Below are 23,299 nucleotides of genomic sequence, written 5' to 3' on the forward strand. Positions count from 1 at the left end.
AACTTTATCCCTGCACCGCCGATTCTTCTAAAACCTGTTCTAAAGCTGCGACGAATTTCTCATTCTGCTCACGCGTTCCTACGGTAATCCGAATATGATTCGGATAATAAGTCCATCGCGGTCTCGAAATAATGCCTCTGCGAAGCAATCCGTCAAATACCTCGGGAGAAGAACGTTTCACATCTACCATCATAAAATTTCCGTATGCTGGGAAGTAAGACAAGCCCAAACGGTCGAATTGCTCCGATAAATAGGTAAGTCCCTGTTTGTTCTGATCGCGGCAATATGCAATAAATGACTTGTCCGCAAGAGCTGCTTTCGCCGCCGCTTGTGCTGCACGGGAAGTGTTAAACGGCTCGCGTACTTGGTTCGTGAAACGAATCACATCGGGATGTCCCACGCCATATCCGATACGCAGCGCAGCTAATCCATAAATTTTGGAGAAAGTACGCAGTACAATCAGATTGCGATGCTCTTTCAACAGCTGAATACCATCCGGAAACTCCGGATCGTCGATATACTCTCCGTACGCTTCGTCCAGCACAACTAACACATGTGCAGGCACCTGCTGCATGAATGCAGTTAGCTCCTGCAGAGTAACGATCGTTCCAGTAGGATTATTCGGATTACAGATCCAGATAATTTTGGTACGGTCATTGATTTGTGCTGCCATCGCAGGCAGATCATGCTTGCCCTCTTTAAGCGGAACCTCTACGATGCGAGCATTCTCAATCTCCGCGTTATGTTTGTATTGCGGAAATGTTTCATCCGCCATAATCGTTTCATCTCCAGGGGAGATAAACGCTCTGTTAATCATAAGTATAATTTCACTGGAGCCTGTTCCAAAAATAATTTGATTCGGTTCTACTTGCAGCTCTTTAGCCAGTGCTGCTGTTAGCTCCACGCTTGCACCGTCTGGATATATATTGAAATTCGATAATTCCTCAACCACTGCTGCTTTCGCCTGCTCGGAGCAGCCAAACGGATTCTCATTAGACGCAAGTTTTATTACTTCTGTTAAACCAAGCTCCCTCTTGACATCTTCAACCGGCTTTCCTGGTTGATAGACGGGAAGGTGGACGATATTACTTTTGGGCTGCATGAGCCGTTCACCTCTTTATCATTGACTAATAGACATACTCGTTGTCCATTGTCTCATATCTGTGTAACGTTTTAAAGTTTTTTTAACACAAAACTGTGGATTCATCTCGGGCGGATATTTTTATTAACATTTAGTCCGTTGGATTAGCAATTTAAAGTACAAGCAGCAGTAATCTATGTAGAAATTACAATATTTCCCCCTTCGAATATTTTCCTTGAAGCAAAGAAACCTAACCATCAGACGAGCTTATCCCGCTGAAGGTTGCTCAAGCTCCTCTTATTTCCTAATAAGCAGCAAAAAGCCCTCTAGTCTTAGTAACTGACACCTGTCTCAAAAACAGAGGTCAGTTCCTTTCGACAAAAGAGCTTTTCATGTTAACTATCTCACGAATTGATCAATACGGAATCCAACAGCAGCCGTTGCCGTTCTTTACCCTTTTAGCGAAGCCACGAAATCACCGATCTGCTTCAAGCCTTCCTCGCGTCTGCTTGCGTCGTTCAGAAGCGGAATAGCCTCTTCGATTTGACGAACGATCGCGCTGCCTACAATGACACCGTCGCATTGCTTCTCAAAACGAGCGACCTGTTCGCGGCTGGAGATGCCGAAACCGACTGCGATCGGCAAATCTGTCGCTTCACGAACCAAACCAAGAAACTCATCGATTCCAGTGTGGAAATCGGCACGAACGCCTGTAACGCCAAGCGAGGAAACGCAATAGACAAACCCTTTCGCTTTGCGCGAAATGCGGGTAACGCGGTCCTTCGAGGTAGGAGCAACCAATGGAATAAGATGTACGTTCGCTGCTTCGGCAAGCTGGCGAACCTCTTCGTCTTCTTCAATAGGCAAATCGGGAATGATTAGACCGCTGATGCCTTTGCTTTTCACGAGCTCGAAGAACGCTTCCAGCCCGAATTGGAAGACAGGATTATAATAAGTGAATAGAATAAACGGAATCTGTACGCCTGCTTCCCGGGCTTGCTCAGCAATCTCGATGCAATCCCGAAGCGAAATGTTATTGTTGAGAAGCGCACGCTCGGACGCCCGTTGGATTACGGGGCCATCCGCGAGCGGATCGGAATAAGGTACCCCAAGCTCGATCATGTCAGCGCCGGATTTTTCAAGCGTTTGGATAATCATAACCGAGGTAGCTAGATCAGGATCGCCCATCGTTAGAAAGGGGATTAGCGCCGTTTTGCCTTCTGATTTCAATCGTGCGAACGCCGTATCAATGAGATTCATGTTTTTCTACCCCCAAATAGCCCATAATCGCTTCCACGTCCTTGTCTCCGCGGCCTGACAGGCTGACAACGATGACCTTGTCCTTATCGAGAGTCGGAGCAAGCTTGATCGTCTGGGCAATCGCGTGAGCCGATTCCAGAGCCGGAATGATACCTTCAGTGCGGGAAAGCAGCTGCAGTGCTTCAAGCGCTTCGGCATCTGTTACCGGTACGTATTCCGCACGTCCCGAATCCTTCAAATAAGCATGCTCAGGTCCGATTCCGGGATAATCAAGACCCGCAGAAATCGAATGCGCCGGTTGTACTTGACCATGCTCATCCTGCAGCACATAACTCATAGAACCCTGGAAAACACCATGACGCCCTTTCGTCATCGTAGCCGCATGCTCGATTGTGTCAACGCCTCTGCCGGCAGCTTCCACGCCAAGCAGCTTGACGCTGTCATCATTGACAAACGGATAGAAAATGCCCATTGCATTGCTGCCTCCGCCTACCGCCGCAACGACATAATCGGGCAACCTTCCCTCATCCGTTAGAATTTGCTTACGCGCCTCATCGCCGATAATGCGTTGGAAATCCCTTACCATCATCGGGTAGGGATGCGGTCCTGTAACCGAACCTAATATATAATACGTATCATCAACATGGCTGACCCAGTAGCGAAGCGTTTCATTGCAGGCATCCTTCAGCGTTCTCGTGCCGGATAGAACAGGAACAACCTCAGAACCAAGCAGCTGCATACGGAATACGTTCAACTGCTGGCGTTTCATATCCTCTTCGCCCATGAACACTTTGCATTCGAGTCCAAGCAGCGCTGCGATCGTTGCAGATGCGACCCCATGCTGGCCTGCGCCTGTTTCGGCAATAATTTTTGTTTTGCCCATACGTTTTGCGAGCACGCCTTGACCGATCGTATTGTTGATCTTATGTGCGCCTGTATGGTTCAGGTCCTCGCGCTTTAAGTAAATTTTCGCTCCGCCAAGATGCTCGGACAGACGTTCAGCGTAATATAGCGAGGTCGGACGTCCCGAGTATTTATGCAATAAATAATGAACCTCGTCTTTGAATGCCTGATCTTTCGAATAGTGAAGATACGCCTCTTCAAGCTCAAGCAATGCGTTCATTAACGTCTCTGGCACATATCTGCCGCCAAACTTTCCAAACCGTCCATTCTCATCTGGTACCTGTGTCATGCTTCCATCACCCTTCTTACAAATAATCGGATTTTTTCGATATCCTTGCGTCCGTTCGTCTCTACCCCGCTTGATACATCAATCCCGCCGGGAGAATACGCGCCAAGCAATTCCTGTACATTGCCTTCATGAAGCCCGCCTGCTACATAGAGCGTAATACCAAGCTCACCAGCTGCCTGCTTGTAATCACTGATCGCGTCCCAGTCAAAGGTTTGTCCGGTACCGCCGCCAGGCGCATCGATCAACACAGCATCTACTGACGCATGATATGGCGAAAGTCTCTCACTGGCGGATTGAGGCACTTGCCCTTCCGAAGCCTTCTTCATGGAAAATACTTTCCAAACTTGCGCATTCAGCCTCTCGCGGACATCTCGGCAGTATTCTGCCGATTCACTGCCGTGCAGCTGAATGACATCTAGCTTTACTTCCGCTTGAATAGCAGCAAGGTGTGCAAAGGCTTCATTTACAAACACGCCAACCGTCAATGGACGCTCGCCGTCAGCAGCTTTCAGCTGTTTGGCGGCAGCGATTAGCTCAGCTGCCGCAGCGCCCGCAACTTGTCTTTTGCTTGGTGCAAATACGAAGCCGATCTCATGGATCGGCAAGCCGTCCATTTCCAGAATCGTCTTTGTGTCCATTAATCCGCATATTTTAATACGAGGTGCCGGCTTCATCCCGCTTCCACCGCGCCCATTAAGTCTTGTACGGATTGTTTGACATCCTCATGCCGCATGAAATATTCGCCGATCAGTACGCCGTGAGCGCCGATCCCATACAAATAATCCATATCCGATTTACCCGCAATTCCGCTTTCGCTAATAACCGTCACGTTCTTAGGCATAAATCCGATCAGCGACTCCGTCGTTTTGAGATCTGTCACGAACGATTTCAAATCACGGTTGTTGATCCCAATTAACGTAGCTTTATCCAGCTCCAGCACGCCTTCGAGCTCCTCTTGATTATGAACCTCGACCAGTACGTCAAGACCAATCGATTTCGCCAGATCATGGAACTCGCCAAGCTCAGCCGGTGTCATGATCGCTGCAATAAGTAGAATCGCATCTGCCCCGATTAGACGCGCTTCGTATATTTGTCGGTAATCAATGGTGAAATCTTTCCGTAAAAGCGGCAGCTTTACCGTTTGTTTAACCGCTTGTAGAAAAGCGTTCGACCCTTGGAAGTAATCGCGGTCAGTCAATACAGAAATACAGTCCGCGCCTGCTGATTCATAGGCTGCCGCAAGAGCTGCCGGTTCGAAATCTGCCCGGATTAGTCCTTTGGAAGGCGAAGCCTTCTTTACCTCTGCAATCAGACCCATGCTCCGTTTGCGTCCCGCAGCTGATACCGCGTGTTCGAAACCACGGCATGGCTCAAGAGCGGCAATCTGCCGTTCGATCTCAGACAGATCAAACCGAGAAGCGAGGTCTTCCACTTCTATTCGTTTCGTTGCTACAATTTTATCGAGAAACATGCGCCAACTCTCCCGTCGTTTGAATAAGGCTTTCAAGCTTGCGCTTTGCCTCTCCTGAATCAATCACTCGTGCCGCTATCGTAACGCCGCTTTGAAGCGAATCTGCCAAGCCGCCCACATAGATGCAAGCGCCAGCGTTCGCCAGGACGATATCCCTGTACGCGCCCTGCTGCTCACCAGCGAATATCGCATGAATAAGTGCTGCGTTCACTTCCGGCTCGCCGCCCATCACCTCTGCAATCGGCCACCTTGTCAGGCCCAGCTCTTCCGGCGTGATATCGAACGTTCTCACCTTGCCATCCAGCAGCTCCGAGATTTGCGTCGGTGCGGAGATACTGATCTCGTCCAAACCATCGTGGCTGCTCACAACCATCGCCCGCTTCAAGCCTAGCTCACCGAGCACCTCGGCTACCGTAGAAGTGCGAGCTCGGTCGTAGAGGCCCAGAAGCTGCCTGTCTGCGCCTGCCGGGTTCGTAAGAGGACCCAGCATGTTGAAAATCGTCCGTATGCCCAGCTCTTTACGTGGAACTGATGCATGGCGCAGAGACGGATGGTATAACTGAGCGAACATAAAGCAAATACCGATATCATTCAAGCATTGTGCTGCTTGCTCAGGCGTAATTGTAATCTGGACGCCAAGCGCTTCCAATACGTCCGCGCTTCCCGTCTTGCCTGACATCGCACGGTTGCCATGCTTGGCAACGCGGATTCCAGCCGCTGCAGCTATGATGGACGATGCTGTCGAAATGTTAAATTTATGGATGCCTGAACCGCCTGTGCCGCAAGTATCGAGCAAGCCCTCTTGCTCGGTTAGGAGGTGGCTCGAATGCGCGCGCATCGCTTCTGCGAATCCCGTTATTTCGTCCTTCGTTTCGCCCTTCATCCTCATTGCCGTTACAACGCCAGCGATTTGCGCATCGGTAGCTTCGCCGTTCATGATAATATTCATAACCGCGTTTGCCTGCTCACGCGTTAGGCTGTTTCCATTAATCAATTGGCTTAGAGCTGATTGCATCGTAATGGCTTCGGTTGCCTGCATTATTGACCAAGCCCCTCTCCAGCCTTAACATAATAGTCCGAATTAATGGAGTTGTAGCTATCCTGCTGGCTCTTCGGCTGGGCAAAAATCGCTTCTGCCGTTCGAATTGCCTTCAGCATGCCTTTTGCTTTATTCACGGTTTCCATATACTCGCTCTCGGGAACCGAATCCCATACGATGCCGGCACCAGCCTGCACGTATGCTTTGCCGTGTTTGAAAATAATGGTGCGAATGGTGATGCAAGTGTCCATTGAGCCGCCAAAGCCCAAATAGCCAATGGCGCCTGCATAAGCACCGCGTGCCTCGTTCTCCAGCTCCGCTATAATTTCCATCGCTCTCAGCTTAGGCGCGCCCGATACGGTACCCGCAGGCAAGCAGGAAACGAATGCATCGAAGAAGTCCTTGTCCTTGTGCAGCTTGCCGGAAACATTGGAAACGATGTGCATCACGTGGGAATACCGTTCGATTTCCATAAATGAATCGCATTTCACTGTTCCGAATTCAGATACCCGCCCGATGTCGTTACGGCCTAGGTCCACCAGCATCAAATGCTCCGCCCGCTCCTTCTCGTCAGCCAGCAGCTCAAGCTCGAGTGCCTTATCCTCTTCTGGCGTCCTTCCGCGAGGTCTCGTACCCGCGATTGGTCTCGTCTCAACACGGTCACCGTTAACCTTGACAAGCGCCTCCGGCGACGTACCGACGATAACCTCTTCGCCCATTTTCAAATAATACATATACGGGGAAGGGTTCATCGTGCGAAGAACTCGGTACACATGCAAAGGGTCGATGTCCGTATCAATATTAAAACGCTGCGATAATACGACTTGGAAAATATCGCCTGCGCGAATATATTGCTTCGCCTGTTCTATATTCGCAATAAATTGCTCTTTCGTCACATTCGACTGGATGTCGCCCAGCTCGTAGTCAGCGGCGATGGAGCTGCCGGTCGTGACGGGAATCGTTACGGGCTGCCGCAGCCTTTCGATCGTTGCCTCAATCTTCGCAATCGCTGCTTCGTAGCTTTTCGCGATTTCAGCATCCGTTGATCCGTCTGCAATATGTACGTTGCCGACGATTTGCAGCTGCTGCTTGAAATGATCAAATACGATAACCTGGTCACAGAACATGAACTGCATGTCATTCATATTGAGATCATCAATTCGGTGTGCCGGAAGTTTCTCGTAATATTGCAGCAAATCATATCCGAAAAAACCAATTGCCCCACCGGTGAACGGCGGCAGCTCCGGAAGCGAGGGACTGCGGAAGGAGCGCAAATGAGCCTTCAGCAGCTCGATTGGCTTATCGCTCAGCACATGCTTCTCGCCGCCGCGCTCGAGTACCATCTCACCGTTCTTGCCATACAGCATCATGAACGGATCCGTTCCGATGAACGAATGTCTCGCCCATTTCGCGCCGCCTTCTATGCTCTCTAGAAGAAAAGCATGATCCTCTTTCGCAAAATGCTGAAACAGCCGAATTGGCGTTTCCGTATCCGCCATCATGTAGCGAACGATAGGAATTAAGTTGTATTGACTGGCAAGGCGGGTAACGTGCTGCAGCTCATTTGTCATTTAAGAAACATCCTCCCTTTGTAACTTTGCGATCAAAATATCTATTAATGCGTACAAAAAAAGCTCCTGCCAGAGCAGGAGCGTTGGTTTAGATGATGACGGAAGTGTGTAAGCGGAAAAGACACAGCTGTGGATAGGCTGAAACAGCACTTTTACAACCGGATGCGCGCATGCGCAATCGATCGTTCAGCTCTTTCATTCGTTCCCATATCACTTCGTGCTTCACTCTGCTACTCTCAACTAGTCTCGACTCATCTCAACTCAGCTCTTAAAACTGCTCTGCTACTCTCACTTACGTTACTAAATATACAACAACGAACAGCTGTGCGTCAACAAAGGGATTTCTTGCAATTATGAGCATTAGTAATATTAGGCCTTGGATAGATCAGGACGCAATGCCTGCGCTCCGTTTAAATAGACATGGCGAATTTCAGCCTGCGTTTTATCTGTATTGATCAAAACCATCAGGCGAATGCAGCGCTCCAAGCTTCCTTTAACCGGAACCTCAAGCGCGCACATAAGCGGGACAAGCTCCCAGCCTTTCATCTGACGGATCGCTCTTGCAGGAAAAGTCTCGTCCAGATCATTCGTAACCGTCACGAACACGCTGCAAATGTCATCAGGCACGATTTCATTATCGGCAACAATCCCGTTCAACATCTCGATTGTCGCATTTAGAATGGGCTGCTCCTCGTTCGCATCAACGGTAATTGCACCACGAATTCCTCTTACGCTCATTACGGCTGCACCTCCAGCTTTAATTGCTCTACAATTTCGCGTACCCATTGCACAGGCACATCCGATTTGATCTCGACCTTGCCGATTTCGGTTGGCACGACGAACACCATCGTTCCCTCTGAAAACTTTTTGTCATGCATCATGGCATCCATGATTTTGTCGACGTCGAAATGATCGGGCAGACGTACGGGGAGACCTGATTTAGCAAGCACACGCTTGGTTACGGTATACACGTCCTCAGGAGCCCCGTAACGCAGTCCTAGCCTTGCGGAACCAACCATGCCAATGGAAATCGCTTCGCCGTGAAGCAGCTCGCCATAACCGGCAACCGCTTCTAACGCATGTCCAATCGTATGGCCTAGGTTCAATATTGCACGCAAATCGTTCTCGCGTTCATCCTTTGATACCACTGCCGCTTTCACGCTGCAGCCTTTGTACAAGGCATATCCAAGCGCTTCCGCATCAAGAGCAAGCAGCTTCTCCGCATTCTCCTCGCACCAAGCCGCGAACTCTGCATCCCAGATCAGTCCATGCTTCACAACCTCGGACAACCCCGCGCTTACCTCTCTCGGAGGAAGCGTTTGGAGCGTATTCAGATCGTACAGCACCAGCTCCGGCTGATGGAATGCGCCTATAATATTTTTGGCAAGCGGATGATTAACCGCCACTTTGCCGCCTACGCTGCTGTCATGCGCAAGAATGGTCGTAGGAACCTGTACGAATTTAATGCCGCGCATATAGGATGCGGCTACAAAACCCGCCAAGTCACCGACAACGCCGCCGCCCAGTGCGACGATTGCAGATTTGCGATCAAGTCCGCATTCCAGCGCCTTCGTGACGAGAGACTCCAGCATCGACAGCGATTTGGAGCTTTCACCTGATGGCACGATAACGCTGGCTGTCTGAAAACCCGCTTCCGCCAGCTCTGATTCAAATGATTCCAGATGATATTCGGCTACCCGGCTATCCGTAATAATGAGCAGCGGGGATTTCTTGCTGATACCATGCTTTATGAAATAGGTGGAAGCCTCTTTCAGAAGGCCTTCGCCAATATAGATCGGATAAGAGCGTTCACCAAGGTCGACCGTTAGCTCGCGCATATTAGTACCGACCCAGCTGATCCAAATAATTGTTTAGGTTCGTGCGGATTTCCTCAATGGAATCCCCTCCGAACTTCTCAAGGAACGCTTTTGCCACTTCCCAAGCGACGACATGCTCCATCACTACGCTTGCCGCAGGCACGGCGCAGCTGTCTGAGCGCTCAACCTGAGCTGTAAACGGCTCTTTTGTATCGATATCCACGCTTCGAAGAGGCTTGTACAGCGTCGGAATAGGCTTCATCACGCCTCGCACAACGATTTGCTCGCCGTTAGTCATGCCGCCTTCGAACCCGCCAAGGCGGTTCGATGCACGGTGGTAGCCCCGCTCTGCTTCATACATGATTTCGTCATGGACCTGTGATCCGCGAAGCTTCGCTGCTTCAAAGCCAATGCCGATTTCGCAGCCTTTGAACGCGTTAATGGATACGACCGCCTGCGCAATTCGTCCATCCAGCTTGCGGTCCCACTGCACATGGCTTCCAAGGCCGATAGGCACGCCTTCGATGATGCATTCCACGATTCCGCCGATGGAATCGCCTTCTGCTTTGATCTGGTCGATGTAATCGGTCATTTTCTGTTCTGTTTCCTTATCTACCACACGAACAGATGATTCCTCCGTCAATCGAATCAGCTCATCAACAGGAAGCTGGTTCGCAGGAGCTTCAATTTCACCGATACGGATAACTTGTCCGGCTACTTTAATGCCGAATTCCGCTAGGAATTGGCGTGCAACCGCTCCGACTGCTACTCGTGCAGCCGTTTCTCTTGCACTGGAGCGTTCCAGTACGTTGCGAAGATCCTTCAGGTCATATTTCAAGCCGCCGTTCAAATCCGCATGTCCTGGACGCGGACGGTTAACGCGGCGCTTCTCTTCGTCGCCGCCTTCAATCGGCTCAATATTCATAACGGAAGTCCAATGCTTCCAGTCGTTGTTCGCAACGATTAGAGCTACGGGCGCTCCTGTCGTTCTGCCGTGACGCACGCCGCCGACAATATTAGCTGTATCCTTCTCGATTTGCATCCTGCGCCCGCGGCCATGGCCCTTCTGACGACGGTGCAATTGAAAATTAAGCTCCTCGAAATCAATCGTTAAATTGCTGGGCAATCCTTCGATAATCGCTGTTAGTTGGGGACCATGTGTCTCCCCCGCTGTCAAATACCTTAAACTCAACCAAAGCTCCTCCTTCAAAGCAAGCCTGTAAGCGCCTGCTATGCTTTACTGCACTAAACATCTTTGCTCATTATAGTACAGCGCTTCCGGTTTGACAAGAATTCGAACGCCGGAAATACGGGTGTTTCTAGATAAAAAGAAGCTGGCGAACATGTCCTTAAAAGAAGACATGTTCGCCAGCCTCGAGTGAAACTTGCTTATTAGCTGTTGACCGTTTTTTTATCAAGCAGCGGCATTCCATCCTTCATAAGCAGCGGGTCATTTACGAGCCTTGTCATCTGACCGCTGTCTACTCCGATAATTTGCGCGCATTCTTGAATGGAGATAAAACCACGCCTATAAGCGGCTATAACCTTGCGTTTGTCCATCGATTGCTTCATCCTCCAAGTCATCTACCTAATGCTTAGTATAGGAGAAGTTGGAAAACGGTATACATGAAGGTTACATCTTGCGGTAAAAGAACGTGTCCGCAGTCTCAAAGCCGTATTGCGCAGGCGAGAAAATCTGTTCTGTACTGCCAACGAACAACAGCCCGCCCGGCTTGAGCGCATTAGCAAATTTCTGATACAGCAAATGCTTCGCTTCCTCTGTGAAATAGATCATGACGTTGCGGCACACAATTAAATCAAATGAGGTATCAAACGTATCATGCAGCAGATTTTGCTGTTTGAATTGAATAAATTGCTTCAAGGAGTCCGAAATCTGAAAAGCACCATCCGCTTGCTTGAAATATTTCTGTCGGCATACGGCAGGCACGTCACGAAGGGAACGCTCCAAGTAGCTGCCTTCAATCGCTTTCTGCAGCACGCCTGAATCAAGATCAGTTGCGAGCAGCGAGGATCGCTGCATAGCTCCGAGCTCCGATAAAATCATCGCGATTGTATACGGTTCCTCGCCCGTTGAACAAGCTGCGCTCCAAATTTTCAGCCGGTTGGCAGAAACAAGCATCTCAGGGAAGAAACGTTTTTGAAGCACTTCCCACCTGGAAGGATTTCTCCAAAACTCAGACACGTTAATCGTCATCCGATCCAAGAACTCGTTCAGCATGCTTTTATTCTGCTCAATCGCTTTATAATAGTCTTCAAAGGTTTGAAAACCGTGCTTCTGCCTTAACGTCGTTAGCCTGCGCTTCATTTGGGCTTCCTTGTATTGGGACAGATCAATGGCGGTCTTTTGCTTTATTCGAACGATAAATTGTGCAAAATCTTGGTCTTCAAGCATAGGTTCCTCCATTGCAGTAGTCGGGGATGTTAAATCCAACGTTGAATTGTATGTTCGTAATCAATGAGCTCGGATGGAGAGAAATAAATGCTGATCTCTTTTTCCGCATTCGCTGCCGAATCGGAACCGTGGATCAGATTGAAGTTCGTATGTACGGCAAAGTCGGAACGAATCGTTCCTGGAGACGCGTCAATCGCATCTGTTTTGCCAATAAGGGCCCGTGAAAGGGCGATCGCATTATCCCCCTGCCAGACCATTGCAAATACAGGGCCAGATGTAATAAATGTTAGAAGCGGCTCATAAAAGACCTTGCCCTTATGCTCCTCGTAATGCTTCTCCGCAAGCTCCTCGCTCAAAACCATAAATTTGGCCGCTGACAGCTGCAGTCCCTTTCTCTCAAACCTTGAAACGATCTCGCCGATCAAGCCGCGTTGTACGCCATCTGGTTTAACCATCAGAAAAGTTCTTTCCATCTACAACCATTCCTTTCGACTGAACAGAATTAATAATTTCGTTTGCCGACAAAATGTGCAATATCGATCAAGTTCTTCTTCGCTGTCAGGTTAGGCAATCCCTCTAATGCCTGCAGAGCTTTTTTTACATATCGGTTGGCGAGCTGGTCGGCTTGCTCTCCCCCATCGCTTTTCCGGATCATTTCGATTGCTCGGCCTGTATCTCTTTTGCCGCCAAGCTCACGGATTGAGGCAATTTCGCTCAGCAGCGAATCGCGGATTGCAGGGTCCTTAAGCGCAAGCAGCACGGGCAGCGTAATATTTCCTTGGCGCATATCCGAACCAGGCGGCTTGCCGATTTGTTTCTCCGTACCGTAAAGATCAAGCAGATCATCGCGAATTTGGAATGCCATGCCTACGTTGTAGCCATACCGATAAAGGCTGTTCGAGATGGAACGGTCCGTATTCGATGCAACCGCTCCGAGCTGGCAGCTGATGGCAATAAGAAGTGCGGTTTTCCGTCTAATGCGAAGCAAATAATTTCGAATGGTCTGCTCCGTATTGAAAAAATCTCGAATTTGCTCCATTTCACCGACGCACATTTGTACTAAGGCGCTGGAGAGAATGAGATGGATTTGCGGATTGGGCAGCTGCGCTGCAATCGTTAAGGCTTTGCCATGAATGAAATCACCCGTATACATTGCAATCCGGTTATCCCATTTGGATTTGACCGTTAATTGGCCGCGGCGCGTTTGCGCATCATCAATGACATCATCATGAACAAGCGAAGCCATGTGTATGAGCTCAAGTGGGACAGCGACTCGTTTCATTACATCTAAGCGATAGTCGCCAAACTTGCCGGAAAGCAGGACAAAAATCGGCCTGATCCGTTTCCCGCCCGCTTTGAGCAAATGCAGCGAAGCCTCGCTTAGCAGCACATGGTCATCCGTCACGCTTCGCTCCAGCTCTTGCTCGATCTGATTGAGATCGCCTTTCATCTTTGCATACAAATCTAGTAGTTTCATTCTTTCACCTTTTGGGCAGATTGGTCTTCAAAAAAAGTCAGTTCCACTTGTTTCGCGAGTAGACCGAGCTGCTTGGAATAATCGAAATATAACTTAAGTCCCTCTTGCAGCTTGCTGTCGAAATCATATTGCAGCGAATGAAAATACATATTCCAGTAGGCTGAATCTCCCCCAAGCTGGCTGCAAGCTTGCTCTATCAGTGGACGGAGATGCATCTTATTATACTGTTTGCTCGCTTTTATCGCATGATATACGGCTTGTACCGCGTCAGGAGCTGCAGTTACTGCCTCTCTGCGTGCTGCGACTACCGCATACGTCATGCCAAGTCCGGTCCACTCGTTCCATAATTGTCCCAGATCGATGACATGCAAGCCGTGGTTTTGCCAAGAGGCTTGAATAGCTTGGTCGCCGATGATTAGCGCAGCGTCCGAGGTTTCAAGCATTTTCTCAAGAACGGGCTCTGCTGTCACATACTCGGGCTCACATTCGAAGCGCAGCGTCATCAATATTTTCAGAAGATTGACGGAGGTTGCCGATGTTGCCGTCAACGCAATCCGTTCGGGTCGCTTGCGCTCAAGGGGCTCCTTCAGAAAAAGCAGGATTGAATTCACTTTCCCGATCGAACCGACGGATAGGTGTGGCAGCAGCATATAGTCGTCGGCGTTTTGACCGTATGAGAAGGACGAAATAGCGGATACATCCAGTTCGCCTGCTTGAAGCAGCCGATTTAACTCAGAAGGCACGCGTTTTATGACCTCGTAACGATTCCATTCCACCCTATCCTCCAGCTCGTGGAATAGCGGCCAGGCATTTGCGTAATCAATTCTTCCGATGGTGATCGGGCGATTCATGCCCATTCTGTTCATCTCCCCATCTTCTGTACAAATCATGATCGATTGTCATATTATCAAGTACTTTGCCAACTAAAAAGTCAATCATTTCTTCCATGCTTTGAGGCTTATAGTAAAAGGCAGGCATCGCCGGAATGATTCTTACGCCTAAACGCGAGAGCGTCAGCATATTTTCCAGATGGATAGCATGCAGAGGAGTCTCTCTCGGTACAATCAGCAGGCTGCGATTCTCCTTCAGCATGACATCTGCGGCTCTGGTCATCAAATCATCGGAAATGCCGTGCGATATGGACGAAAGAGTCCCCATCGAGCACGGCACGATAACCATTCCTTGTACGCGGAAAGAACCGCTGGCAATACTTGCGCCTATGTCCGCATTGGGATGAAACACGAGCCTGCGTTCAGCGATTGCATCTCCAAAGCGCTGCTCGAGCGCTGCCGTTCTGCGAGTTGCTTCGAAGCCAAGCTCTTCTTTGAGCACTCTCCATCCAGCCTCGGTCACAACAAGATGAATTTCAAATCCCATTTGAAGCAAAACTTCAATTAACCTAATGCCATAGATCGATCCGCTTGCACCGGTAATGCCGACAACCCATCGTTTCTTCCAGTCCGCTTTGGCCGTCTTCGCTGTTTCTGCTACCATTTGTGAATAACCAGAAGATCAACGATAACAAACAAGAATAATACGACGCTTAGCGTGCCGTTCATACCAAAGAAGGCTGTCTGAACTCGCGACAAATCGTTAGGACGAACGAGATAGTGCTGATAGAACAGCAACGAAATCGAAATAAGCGTACCGACCAAATACATCCAGCTGAGATCGGTTAACCAAAACAAGGTTATGAATCCAATCGCTGTTACGACATGCAATCCTCGTGCGATCCATAAAGCACCGGCTATTCCGAATCGAGCAGGAATGGAATGCAAGCCTTCACCGCGGTCATATTCGAAATCTTGAGTAGCATAGATAATATCGAACCCAGCTATCCATAATGCAACCGTAATATATAGAATCCAAGCAGCTGGATCGAACTGACCCGTCACGGCTACCCAGCCGCCGAGCGGCGAGAGCCCTATCGTAAAGCCTAGGACAAGATGGCAAAGCCAGGTAAAGCGTTTGGTGTACGAATACAGGACGAGCAGCGCAACCGCAATCGGCATCAATTTAAGTGCAATCGGAGCCAGATTCGCCGTTGCGACAAATAATAAAACAAATGACACGATGATAAACAATAAAACTTCCGCCGACTTAAGCAAGCCTGCCGGAAGCGCTCGTTTCACTGTTCGCGGATTTCTTAAATCGATTGCTTTGTCAATCAAACGGTTCAAGCTCATGGCAGCGCTCCGAGCGCCGAACATAGCTAACGTAATCCAACCGATTTCGGACCATGACGGCAAACGCTGCTCCATCATAACCGTACCGAGAATGGCGCCCATGAACGCAAAAGGCAATGCAAAGACGGTATGCTCAAACTTGATCATCTCTAGAATAATGCGTAATTTGCGAATCATTGCTATTTCTTCTCCTTTGTCCCCATATGCAGCGCAGCTACCCCGCCGGTCAGAGGATATGCCTTAACCTGTGATAACCCCGCATCTTCAAACATCTCCGCAAGCTGCTGGCGGCCGGGGAACAATTTTAACGATTCCGGAAGCCACTTGTACTCCTGAAAGCTCTTGGCAACTACTTTTCCTATAACCGGAAGCAGCTTCTCGAAATACAGATTGTACATTGCTTTAAATGGCTGCCAGGTCGGCTTGGACACTTCGAGGCATACGACTTTCCCGCCAGGCTTAACGACACGCTGCATTTCCTTGAGTACCTGCAAATAATCAGGCACGTTCCGAAGACCGAAACCAATGGTTACGAAGTCGAAGGAATGATCCTCGAATGGAAGGTTCATCGCGTTTCCTTGAACGAGCGTAATCTGCTTACTCAGTCCGAGCTTATCGATTTTCTGGGCTCCAACATCAAGCATGTTTTGGCTGAAATCCAATCCGACAACCTTACCGGTGCGGCTCGCATCAGCTAGTGCAATCGTCCAATCACAGGTACCGCAGCACAAATCCAATGCGGTCTGACCTGGCTGAACATCCATCTTCTTCATCGTCAGCTTGCGCCAAGCCTTATGCCTGCGAAAGCTGATCAAATCATTCATTAAATCATATTTGGGTGCAATGCGTTCGAACACGCCATGCACATGGCTCTTGGAGTTTGTATCCATTCGAGCTGTTCACCTCGTCTCGTTGAGTGCGGGCGTAAAATCGGTTTCCTCGAGCAGCAGACGATTGACGATGGCTGTAAGATCACCTTTCAACTCATCTGATTCCAACATTCCAGCAGCTGCTAGAACCTTGCTTGCCGATGCCAACAGCTTTGCATTTAGCTGGCTGTGTACCTTGTATTTTTCCGCCAAACTTTGAATACATGCGTAATCATTTGAATGCTTGGATAATTGTTGCCGCTCATCGTCTGTAGCAAACTGCATGACATGCCAATAAGACCAGCTTCGGTCGAACCGATCTACGCACTTGCTTCTTGCCAATTCATCCACCAATGCCTCGCATAAGCTTAGCTCGTTCAGAATTTCTGGCCAGACACGCAAAAGGGTCCCATCCAACAAATCCGAGAAAATGTGGAAGAGGGTGCTTTTTATGGGTACGGATAAGCTCAAATATTCATCAGCAGTCAACTTATGCTGCCTCATTCGCACGTAAAGGTTAACCTTCAATCGGTTTACTTCGCTTACAGCGCTGCTTATCTTGGCAATCATGTCAATTTGGCCAGATTGGGCAAGCAACTGGTAGAAGGTGGCGCTAAAATAGTCCCCAGCCAGCACTTTCAGCTGCCTTGCTCTCATTTCCTTCTCAGAACGCTGATCTTGCCGCGTGTCGATCAAATCATGCGTATCCATTCCTAGCTGCACGAGAGATACGACGAGCGTGTAGAGCTCACTGTGTGTCTGTAACGACTGCTGCTGGTTTAGGAACGCATACAGCAAACGCAGCCTCACATTCGCTAAATCAGGAAGAACAGCATGCTCTTGAATCATGTCATATCCTACATACTTTTTAGCTAATTCAGGTACACGGTATGTTTTCATTGGGGAAGCCTCCGAACAGAGAAGCGCAAATCGCCGCTCAATAATCTAAACTATTATAGCACAACTTTTTCTAAAGAGCATACGATATAGCTTATGTTCAACAAATTGCAACAGACAGCCTTATTCCGATTGCAAAATGAAGGAAGGCTTAACAGAATACCCGACTGCTGGTCCGAATCGTTTCTCCCAAGCCGAAGTGAAGCTCACTCGAAGCCGCTTCCGCCACTGCTCGTCATGCACGGGATCTGCTGATGAGAGATGCTGCATTTCGCTGATGAGCCATTCGTCTGTTTTCCTAACATCGACAGCAGCTAGTAAGACCGCATCATCCTGCTGTTTTTCCACCATCCGAATAAGTACGCGTTTTACGTTTTCAAGCTGCAAGAAAGAGACGCGCACAAGCTTCTCCACGTCCTCGAACCAGAGCGAGGGTCTGCCGCTAATCGGATCTACGCGCATGTCCAAAGATAAAATCCCATTGCTCCATTCCGCTTTCTCCAACCGCTCATTAAGCTTTACGGCAACGAGCACATCTACTAAATTGCTATTTGTCAGCCTCACTGCAGACGATACGCGAAATACAGCCACATCTCCGCGCTTATCTCCTTGCTGCCACGATGCGTGCGGCAGCCACGTAAATAGTAAAGTAACAGCCAGCGCAGCCGCAATTGCCGCCAGTAATGGTTTTCCGATCTTCAATTTGCACCTCCCATAGCTTGCACACCATCCCAAACGGTCTGCAAGGCTTTTTGCTGTGACAAGTCCCTTATCACATTGTACGAGCGGTGCGGGTTGAATATTCGGAGCATGCGCAGGCAAAAAAAAAGCAGGCATCGCCTGCCCTGCTTGTTTGTCTTACTGGTCGGTTTCCATCGTACCGTATTTCGTCATGACGACTGCTTTGCCGCGAATTTTAATAGCTGAAGTATGATCAGTGAACTGGCAGATTAAAATTTCGTTCTTGTCCAGCTTTTCCGTATGATGAAATTTCGTGTCCAGTCCGCGTGTCAAACCGATGACTTGCACGCCTTGATCCTTTGCTTTTATAACTATGTACTCGCCATGTGTAGGCTCCATCGTTATCCCTCCGCATCCGAATTTCCAAGCTATCCATGTGAATTATAGTGTATGAAAGACGTTTGCGCAATCCATTCGGCTTTGGCAGCTAACAAAAAACGCCCGAACGGTTACCCGCTCAGGCATCTTCTGCTCGAAATCTACGCGCGCTTTCGTCTCAACCACAAGGATTGCTTCAGCTAGCTGCGCCTACCATCATCTAAGTATGCTTAATTGGATACAAGGTCCTTAAGTGATTTCCCCGGCTTGAACGCAGGCGTTTTGCTTGCTGCGATATCGATTGGGTCTCCGGTTTGCGGGTTGCGGCCTTTACGTGCTTGGCGCTCGCGAACCTCAAAGTTCCCAAATCCAACCAATTGTACTTTATCTCCGCTTTGAAGCGCGTCAGAAATTGCATCAAAAACAGCATCAACCGCTTTAGTTGCATCCTTCTTCGAAAGATCAGTCAATTCAGCTACCTTATTAATCAAATCTGTTTTGTTCATTGTTTCACCTCCTCCAAAGTACTCATCGAAACTCATTGAAAACATGCGTGTAAACGCTCATCTTATCCCTCTTATTAACGGAAAACTTCAAAAATATACCTTTTGACCGAACAAACCTATAGTAATACAGCCGTTTGCCAATTTCAAGTGCCGAACTCGAATTCCTGCAAAACAAATGAGCCGCTCCCTAATCGGCAGCGGCTCATTTGTATTCACGTTATTTCTTCCTACAGGATGATCGCTATCAATCCGCCCGAGCCCTCGTTGATAATACGTCCGAGTGTCTCCTGCAGCTTGTATCGAGCATTATCCGGCATCATCGCGATTTTGCCTTGAATGCCTTCACGCACGATGGAATGCAGGGAGCGGCCGAAAATATCAGACTCCCAGATTTTGATCGGATCGTTCTCGAAATCCTGCATTAAGTATCTGACCAGCTCTTCGCTTTGCTTCTCCGTACCGATGATTGGAGCGAATTCCGACTCCACGTCGACACGAATCATATGGATGGACGGTGCTGTGGCCTTCAGTCTAACCCCAAAACGCGAGCCTTGACGGATTAGTTCCGGCTCATCGAGTGCCATTTCCGCAAGTGTCGGCGCTGCTATGCCGTATCCGGTTGTCTTGACCATTTCGAGCGCTTCCGCAAAGCGGTCGTATTCCCTTTTGGCATGGGAGAACTCCTGCATCAGCTGCAGCAAGTGGTCTTTACCGCGAATTTCAACGCCGACGACCTCCATCAGGATCCGGTCATAGAGCTCATCCGGTGCATACAAGTCGATTTCTGCGACGCCCTGCCCCATGTTCATGCCGCTAAGCCCAGCTCTAGCAATGAAATCATACTCCATGAACTGCGATACGACTCGATCAACATCACGCAGTCTGCGGATATCCTTCACCGTATCGCGTACAGAGCTTTCATAGTTGCTGCGGAGCCAGTGATTGTCATTCAGCACCATGACCCAGCTAGGCAGGTTCACGTTCACCTCATGGACAGGGAACTCGTAGAGTACTTCTCTAAGAACCGAGATGACCTCTTCTTCACCCATTGTCGCTACACTAAGCGTCATGACAGGAATATCGTATTTGGCTTGAAGCTCGTTGCGGAGCTGCAGCGCTTCGTCACTCTTAGGCCGAGTCGAGTTAATGACAAGCACGAATGGCTTGCCGACCTCCTTCAACTCGTTGATGACGCGTTCTTCTGCAACAACATAGGAGCTGCGCGGTATTTCTGCGATTGAGCCGTCTGTTGTGACGACAACACCGAGTGTGGAATGCTCTTGAATAACTTTGCGTGTGCCAATCTCAGCAGCTTCTTGGAAAGGAATCGGCTCATCGAACCAAGGAGTCGTAATCATTCTTGGACCGTTCTCATCCTCATAGCCCTTCGCGCCTTCAACCGCATATCCAACACAATCGACCAGTCTCACGTTTACCTCAAGTCCATCGGTAACCCTGAGCTGTACCGCTTGATTAGGAACAAATTTAGGCTCTGTTGTCATAATCGTTTTGCCTGCGGCGCTCTGAGGAAGTTCGTCCACGGCTCTGACACGGTCTGATTCATTTGCAATGTTCGGAAGCACGACCGTTTCCATAAACCTTTTAATAAACGTTGATTTGCCCGTCCGGACCGCCCCTACAACCCCGAGGTAAATATCCCCGCCGGTTCTTTCGGCTATGTCCTTGAAAATGTCCACTTTCTCCACTGAATATCCCCTCCCAATTGATTTTTCCGGTTCGCCGCCATCCACCGGTCAATAGGGCAGGCCAGCGACGCAACTCGTACATGCTTTTGGACTAGTATCATCATATGTGCGTGCTTACCGATTATGACGATTCCTTCTACGAAAACTTTTTTTGTTCGACTGCGGGCTTCCCTTCCAAGACTGAGTTATATGAGCAAAACTAAAAATCTATGTCCCTCATGGCAAAAAATCCCCTCCTTGACTTACGCCAAGGAGAGGATTCTGTAAGTAATGTCCATTTTCAGGACATATTTTATGATTTGACAGCCTGCGGCTCATTATTGACCAGATGATAGATGGGAGCTTTGACTGGGACGAAATCTGATCCGTCAACCAGCAGCGAGCGCAGGTCAAAATCCGCCGCAAACTCTTTTTGATCGCTTTTTTGGATGAATTGCATGATGTCAATGCCGTAATCTGTGTAGACGACGCCATTCTCATCGACAAGCGCTTGAAGCGTCTGGCCTGAGAATACGCTTCGGATCGTCGGTGCTGACTTATTCATTTTTTTATAATTGATTTGATAAAAACCAGGATAGGTTTGTTCGCCCTTTGGGAGCACGCTGTTCGTTTGAATGTATGACGTTACCCAGCTTTGAATATCATTGATATTCTGAAAAGCGACAATATCGAGCAGCTTTACCCTTGGCTTCGTTTCCTCGTCAATAAGAAGAAAGCTGAAGCTGCCACCGTTCTCGAATGCAGCCGAAGGTATATCGGTCAGATAGCCTGTCCGGCCAAGCTTGCCGAAATCAATATAAAACTTCTCATACTTTGGCGTTTCCGCCGTACTGTTCTTGATCGGCAGCATACCCGTTTCATCCTTGTACTGGTCAATTGCTGCCTGTACGTTGCGAACCGCTTCTTTCGGAGCGACCTGGTTTTGCTTGAGCTGGTCCTTCGGGTACATGCACCCTGATAATGCCATCAACATGACGATCGAGCCGACCAGCATCGCCAAGCTTTTTTTAACATTCATTTTTTTACCTCCCCCAAGGTTTGTTAAACAAACCTGCTTCGTAAGCGTAAACCCAAGGTTTGTTTAACAAACCTACTTCGTAAGCGTAAACTCAAGGTTTGTGTAACAAACCTTTTTACCACAAATCGTCGCTTTCCTCCGCTTGTCGCGCAAGCTGGCGTGCCACTGCCGCGCGCAGCGGGTCAAGCGGTACATCTACCTCAACTTTGCCCGCGACCCTAGCTTGACAGGAAAGTCTGTAATTATCTCCGTCTAGGCCAGAAAGCTTCCGACTTTCATTGTCTGCAATCGGAGCAAGCTCGCTCCCAGGGCGCACGGAAACCTTGCACATGAAGCAAGCAGCCTTACCCCCGCATCTCGTGCGAATCGGCACGTTGGCGCGTCTGGCGGCGTCTAGGAGCGTTGTGCCCCGCCTCACCTTCACGGTCTTTCCAGCCGGCCAAAAGGTAACCTCTCCATCCATCAGCTACTCACCGGCCTCTCGATTGGCTAGCAAACGTCGGAGACTGTGCTTAGCCTCCTCCGTAAACGTATTGCTTTGCTCAATAACAGCGAAAGCGTGCACATGCTTCTCAGGAGCTGCTGAGCATGCTTTTGCGATGAGCTCAACCCGGTCCATACGATCGCGCAGAAAGTTGAACCATAGCTCATGCGCTAACGGCACAACCGGCAATACCAAATTCAAACCGTTTATATCGATCCACTCGGATAGCGGAAGCAACGTCTCCCGCACTTTCGTTTCATAGACGCTGCCGCCTGCTTCTACGCGGAATCCCCCAACTAGCTCAACATGGACTCCCTTGATACGATAATGGCTTAATACCGAACGGTACATGCCCGTGACACTCAAGGCTGGCTTATCTACTGCATAAGGCTCGAGCGCTTTATGAATATTCGCTACATCTTGATCATCGCAATACAGATCCAAATCGCGAGGCAGCGCCGCAAGAGACAGACCGCGCAGCATGAGACTTGCACTCCCGCCGATTACCCAGCTTTCAGCAGTCGAATCGGTTGCTTGCCTAACGGCAGCCAGCGCTTGGTGAATGTTAACGTCCTGTGTCATCGCTGGCACTTCCTTCCACGTCGTTCTTATCAAAAATATGGTTTGTTCGCAGCTGAAATATTCGCATCTGCGGTTTTAATGATGGCTTGGCAGCCTAACCGGTAGCCTTCATCAAATTCCTCCGGCTCGAGACGGTCCCACTCTTCGTCCGTGATACCTTCCAGCTGGTCAGCACCCTCTGTAACCAGGCAGCGGCAGCGAGCGCAGGTTCCGCGCGCGCAGGAGAAACTCCAGTCAACATCATGCTTCATCGCAAGATCAAGCAGTGAGAGCCCTACTTCCGCTTCAACGACGGCTGTTTTGGTTCTACCCTTTAATTCAATCATTGTATGTGAAATTCTCCCTTTTCGTTAGTAATCTCCAAAACCGTATGTATAAGTACTAAATAATTGAAATTAATCCGCATATAAATCCAATGATTAAAATGAAAAAAGCAATAAGCGATAGGACAAATTTAAGTGCGCCCTTCGTTTTCATGCGAGCAAACGTAATTAAAAGGGCCGCAATCGCCATCATTCCAATGCCGAAAAGCGAAACCCACATTTTTGTCATAGCATCCATAGTATTTCCAGTCTCCTAATCTATATCATAATGAATTCTTCCCCATTATAACATTGCATAAGTAGAAACGCATAACGGCGTCCTGTCAATATATGCCATCGTTTCGGCGA

General features: G+C 49.0%; 28 protein-coding genes. All 28 read right to left on the reverse strand.

Translation table 11 applies throughout. The annotated features are described in order from the left end of the window. Window positions 1-4: 4 nt before the first annotated feature. Window positions 5-1,102, reverse strand: coding sequence for a histidinol-phosphate transaminase (gene hisC / locus FHS16_RS21775; protein WP_183567718.1), 1,098 nt, complete (start codon window positions 1,100-1,102; stop codon window positions 5-7). Window positions 1,103-1,531: 429 nt separating this feature from the next. Continuing rightward, complete coding sequence (trpA, locus tag FHS16_RS21780) at window positions 1,532-2,341, reverse strand: tryptophan synthase subunit alpha (protein ID WP_183567721.1); 810 nt, start codon at window positions 2,339-2,341, stop codon at window positions 1,532-1,534. After that, entirely contained in the window at window positions 2,328-3,533 is a 1,206-nt protein-coding gene (gene trpB / locus FHS16_RS21785; RefSeq protein ID WP_183567724.1) for a tryptophan synthase subunit beta, read from the reverse strand. The genes trpA and trpB overlap by 14 nt, the downstream gene beginning before the upstream one ends. Beyond that, on the reverse strand, window positions 3,530-4,207 hold the full coding sequence (locus FHS16_RS21790; RefSeq protein WP_183567727.1) for a phosphoribosylanthranilate isomerase: 678 nt from the start codon (window positions 4,205-4,207) through the stop codon (window positions 3,530-3,532). Before FHS16_RS21790 ends, trpB begins: the two co-directional genes overlap by 4 nt. Further along, window positions 4,204-5,004, reverse strand: a complete 801-nt coding sequence (gene trpC, locus FHS16_RS21795) for an indole-3-glycerol phosphate synthase TrpC (protein ID WP_183567730.1) — start codon at window positions 5,002-5,004, stop codon at window positions 4,204-4,206. The genes FHS16_RS21790 and trpC overlap by 4 nt, the downstream gene beginning before the upstream one ends. Beyond that, window positions 4,991-6,043: an anthranilate phosphoribosyltransferase gene (gene trpD, locus FHS16_RS21800; protein WP_183567733.1), complete on the reverse strand. Its 1,053-nt coding sequence runs from the start codon at window positions 6,041-6,043 to the stop codon at window positions 4,991-4,993. Before trpD ends, trpC begins: the two co-directional genes overlap by 14 nt. Next, window positions 6,043-7,614, reverse strand: a complete 1,572-nt coding sequence (trpE, locus tag FHS16_RS21805; RefSeq protein WP_183567736.1) for an anthranilate synthase component I — start codon at window positions 7,612-7,614, stop codon at window positions 6,043-6,045. The genes trpD and trpE overlap by 1 nt, the downstream gene beginning before the upstream one ends. Before the next feature lie 369 nt (window positions 7,615-7,983). Then, the gene (gene aroH, locus FHS16_RS21810; RefSeq protein WP_183567740.1) at window positions 7,984-8,352 is read right to left on the reverse strand and encodes a chorismate mutase; all 369 of its coding nucleotides are present in this window, start codon (window positions 8,350-8,352) and stop codon (window positions 7,984-7,986) included. Then, on the reverse strand, window positions 8,352-9,452 hold the full coding sequence (gene aroB / locus FHS16_RS21815) for a 3-dehydroquinate synthase (RefSeq protein ID WP_183567743.1): 1,101 nt from the start codon (window positions 9,450-9,452) through the stop codon (window positions 8,352-8,354). The genes aroH and aroB overlap by 1 nt, the downstream gene beginning before the upstream one ends. Before the next feature lies 1 nt (window position 9,453). After that, window positions 9,454-10,623 (reverse strand): chorismate synthase, encoded by a 1,170-nt coding sequence (gene aroC, locus FHS16_RS21820; RefSeq protein ID WP_183567747.1) that lies wholly within the window; start codon window positions 10,621-10,623, stop codon window positions 9,454-9,456. Window positions 10,624-10,823: 200 nt separating this feature from the next. After that, window positions 10,824-10,991: a hypothetical protein gene (locus FHS16_RS21825; protein WP_183567750.1), complete on the reverse strand. Its 168-nt coding sequence runs from the start codon at window positions 10,989-10,991 to the stop codon at window positions 10,824-10,826. A 73-nt stretch (window positions 10,992-11,064) separates the two neighbouring features. Then, on the reverse strand, window positions 11,065-11,844 hold the full coding sequence (locus FHS16_RS21830) for a CheR family methyltransferase (RefSeq protein WP_183567753.1): 780 nt from the start codon (window positions 11,842-11,844) through the stop codon (window positions 11,065-11,067). Between the two features lie 29 nt (window positions 11,845-11,873). After that, window positions 11,874-12,317, reverse strand: coding sequence for a nucleoside-diphosphate kinase (ndk, locus tag FHS16_RS21835; RefSeq protein WP_183567756.1), 444 nt, complete (start codon window positions 12,315-12,317; stop codon window positions 11,874-11,876). A 29-nt stretch (window positions 12,318-12,346) separates the two neighbouring features. Next, entirely contained in the window at window positions 12,347-13,321 is a 975-nt protein-coding gene (locus FHS16_RS21840) for a polyprenyl synthetase family protein (protein WP_183567759.1), read from the reverse strand. Next, window positions 13,318-14,178: a menaquinone biosynthesis protein gene (locus FHS16_RS21845; protein ID WP_246431897.1), complete on the reverse strand. Its 861-nt coding sequence runs from the start codon at window positions 14,176-14,178 to the stop codon at window positions 13,318-13,320. The genes FHS16_RS21840 and FHS16_RS21845 overlap by 4 nt, the downstream gene beginning before the upstream one ends. Continuing rightward, complete coding sequence (locus FHS16_RS21850; protein ID WP_183567761.1) at window positions 14,141-14,815, reverse strand: UbiX family flavin prenyltransferase; 675 nt, start codon at window positions 14,813-14,815, stop codon at window positions 14,141-14,143. Before FHS16_RS21850 ends, FHS16_RS21845 begins: the two co-directional genes overlap by 38 nt. Then, window positions 14,809-15,684, reverse strand: coding sequence for a UbiA-like polyprenyltransferase (locus FHS16_RS21855; protein WP_183567764.1), 876 nt, complete (start codon window positions 15,682-15,684; stop codon window positions 14,809-14,811). Before FHS16_RS21855 ends, FHS16_RS21850 begins: the two co-directional genes overlap by 7 nt. A gap of 2 nt (window positions 15,685-15,686) precedes the next feature. Continuing rightward, window positions 15,687-16,397 (reverse strand): demethylmenaquinone methyltransferase, encoded by a 711-nt coding sequence (locus FHS16_RS21860; RefSeq protein ID WP_183567766.1) that lies wholly within the window; start codon window positions 16,395-16,397, stop codon window positions 15,687-15,689. A 9-nt stretch (window positions 16,398-16,406) separates the two neighbouring features. Continuing rightward, window positions 16,407-17,276 carry a heptaprenyl diphosphate synthase component 1 gene (locus tag FHS16_RS21865; RefSeq protein ID WP_183567769.1) on the reverse strand — a complete coding sequence of 290 codons (870 nt, stop codon included), beginning with the start codon at window positions 17,274-17,276 and terminating at the stop codon, window positions 16,407-16,409. A gap of 120 nt (window positions 17,277-17,396) precedes the next feature. Further along, entirely contained in the window at window positions 17,397-17,975 is a 579-nt protein-coding gene (locus tag FHS16_RS21870) for a hypothetical protein (RefSeq protein ID WP_183567772.1), read from the reverse strand. A gap of 156 nt (window positions 17,976-18,131) precedes the next feature. Beyond that, on the reverse strand, window positions 18,132-18,353 hold the full coding sequence (mtrB, locus tag FHS16_RS21875; protein ID WP_053376668.1) for a trp RNA-binding attenuation protein MtrB: 222 nt from the start codon (window positions 18,351-18,353) through the stop codon (window positions 18,132-18,134). A gap of 209 nt (window positions 18,354-18,562) precedes the next feature. After that, window positions 18,563-18,838, reverse strand: coding sequence for a non-specific DNA-binding protein Hbs (hbs, locus tag FHS16_RS21880; protein ID WP_183567775.1), 276 nt, complete (start codon window positions 18,836-18,838; stop codon window positions 18,563-18,565). Window positions 18,839-19,065: 227 nt separating this feature from the next. Next, the gene (spoIVA, locus tag FHS16_RS21885) at window positions 19,066-20,544 is read right to left on the reverse strand and encodes a stage IV sporulation protein A (RefSeq protein ID WP_183567778.1); all 1,479 of its coding nucleotides are present in this window, start codon (window positions 20,542-20,544) and stop codon (window positions 19,066-19,068) included. 292 nt (window positions 20,545-20,836) lie between these two features. Beyond that, entirely contained in the window at window positions 20,837-21,562 is a 726-nt protein-coding gene (locus FHS16_RS21890; RefSeq protein WP_183567781.1) for a YphF family lipoprotein, read from the reverse strand. A gap of 115 nt (window positions 21,563-21,677) precedes the next feature. Then, a complete protein-coding gene (locus FHS16_RS21895) occupies window positions 21,678-22,025 on the reverse strand; it encodes a 2Fe-2S iron-sulfur cluster-binding protein (protein ID WP_183567784.1) in 348 nt (115 codons plus the stop codon). 3 nt (window positions 22,026-22,028) lie between these two features. Further along, a complete protein-coding gene (locus FHS16_RS21900; protein ID WP_183567787.1) occupies window positions 22,029-22,628 on the reverse strand; it encodes a hypothetical protein in 600 nt (199 codons plus the stop codon). 29 nt (window positions 22,629-22,657) lie between these two features. Next, a complete protein-coding gene (locus FHS16_RS21905) occupies window positions 22,658-22,954 on the reverse strand; it encodes a 2Fe-2S iron-sulfur cluster-binding protein (RefSeq protein ID WP_183567790.1) in 297 nt (98 codons plus the stop codon). Window positions 22,955-23,009: 55 nt separating this feature from the next. Then, window positions 23,010-23,189 carry a DUF2768 family protein gene (locus FHS16_RS21910; RefSeq protein WP_183567793.1) on the reverse strand — a complete coding sequence of 60 codons (180 nt, stop codon included), beginning with the start codon at window positions 23,187-23,189 and terminating at the stop codon, window positions 23,010-23,012. Window positions 23,190-23,299 lie beyond the last annotated feature (110 nt).

The organism is Paenibacillus endophyticus (assembly GCF_014192395.1).
Taxonomy (GTDB): domain Bacteria; phylum Bacillota; class Bacilli; order Paenibacillales; family Paenibacillaceae; genus Pristimantibacillus; species Pristimantibacillus endophyticus.

Coding starts and splice junctions, on each gene's coding strand:
- hisC (WP_183567718.1), bottom strand. CDS start 1,102: ATGCAGCCCAAAAGTAATATCGTCCACCTTCCCGTCTATCAACCAGGA.
- trpA (WP_183567721.1), bottom strand. CDS start 2,341: ATGAATCTCATTGATACGGCGTTCGCACGATTGAAATCAGAAGGCAAA.
- trpB (WP_183567724.1), bottom strand. CDS start 3,533: ATGACACAGGTACCAGATGAGAATGGACGGTTTGGAAAGTTTGGCGGC.
- FHS16_RS21790 (WP_183567727.1), bottom strand. CDS start 4,207: ATGAAGCCGGCACCTCGTATTAAAATATGCGGATTAATGGACACAAAG.
- trpC (WP_183567730.1), bottom strand. CDS start 5,004: ATGTTTCTCGATAAAATTGTAGCAACGAAACGAATAGAAGTGGAAGAC.
- trpD (WP_183567733.1), bottom strand. CDS start 6,043: ATGCAGGCAACCGAAGCCATTACGATGCAATCAGCTCTAAGCCAATTG.
- trpE (WP_183567736.1), bottom strand. CDS start 7,614: ATGACAAATGAGCTGCAGCACGTTACCCGCCTTGCCAGTCAATACAAC.
- aroH (WP_183567740.1), bottom strand. CDS start 8,352: ATGAGCGTAAGAGGAATTCGTGGTGCAATTACCGTTGATGCGAACGAG.
- aroB (WP_183567743.1), bottom strand. CDS start 9,452: ATGCGCGAGCTAACGGTCGACCTTGGTGAACGCTCTTATCCGATCTAT.
- FHS16_RS21825 (WP_183567750.1), bottom strand. CDS start 10,991: ATGGACAAACGCAAGGTTATAGCCGCTTATAGGCGTGGTTTTATCTCC.
- FHS16_RS21830 (WP_183567753.1), bottom strand. CDS start 11,844: ATGCTTGAAGACCAAGATTTTGCACAATTTATCGTTCGAATAAAGCAA.
- ndk (WP_183567756.1), bottom strand. CDS start 12,317: ATGGAAAGAACTTTTCTGATGGTTAAACCAGATGGCGTACAACGCGGC.
- FHS16_RS21840 (WP_183567759.1), bottom strand. CDS start 13,321: ATGAAACTACTAGATTTGTATGCAAAGATGAAAGGCGATCTCAATCAG.
- FHS16_RS21845 (WP_246431897.1), bottom strand. CDS start 14,178: ATGGGCATGAATCGCCCGATCACCATCGGAAGAATTGATTACGCAAAT.
- FHS16_RS21850 (WP_183567761.1), bottom strand. CDS start 14,815: ATGGTAGCAGAAACAGCGAAGACGGCCAAAGCGGACTGGAAGAAACGA.
- FHS16_RS21855 (WP_183567764.1), bottom strand. CDS start 15,684: ATGATTCGCAAATTACGCATTATTCTAGAGATGATCAAGTTTGAGCAT.
- FHS16_RS21860 (WP_183567766.1), bottom strand. CDS start 16,397: ATGGATACAAACTCCAAGAGCCATGTGCATGGCGTGTTCGAACGCATT.
- FHS16_RS21865 (WP_183567769.1), bottom strand. CDS start 17,276: ATGAAAACATACCGTGTACCTGAATTAGCTAAAAAGTATGTAGGATAT.
- mtrB (WP_053376668.1), bottom strand. CDS start 18,353: ATGGAGCCTACACATGGCGAGTACATAGTTATAAAAGCAAAGGATCAA.
- hbs (WP_183567775.1), bottom strand. CDS start 18,838: ATGAACAAAACAGATTTGATTAATAAGGTAGCTGAATTGACTGATCTT.
- FHS16_RS21890 (WP_183567781.1), bottom strand. CDS start 21,562: ATGAATGTTAAAAAAAGCTTGGCGATGCTGGTCGGCTCGATCGTCATG.
- FHS16_RS21895 (WP_183567784.1), bottom strand. CDS start 22,025: ATGGATGGAGAGGTTACCTTTTGGCCGGCTGGAAAGACCGTGAAGGTG.
- FHS16_RS21900 (WP_183567787.1), bottom strand. CDS start 22,628: ATGACACAGGACGTTAACATTCACCAAGCGCTGGCTGCCGTTAGGCAA.
- FHS16_RS21905 (WP_183567790.1), bottom strand. CDS start 22,954: ATGATTGAATTAAAGGGTAGAACCAAAACAGCCGTCGTTGAAGCGGAA.
- FHS16_RS21910 (WP_183567793.1), bottom strand. CDS start 23,189: ATGGATGCTATGACAAAAATGTGGGTTTCGCTTTTCGGCATTGGAATG.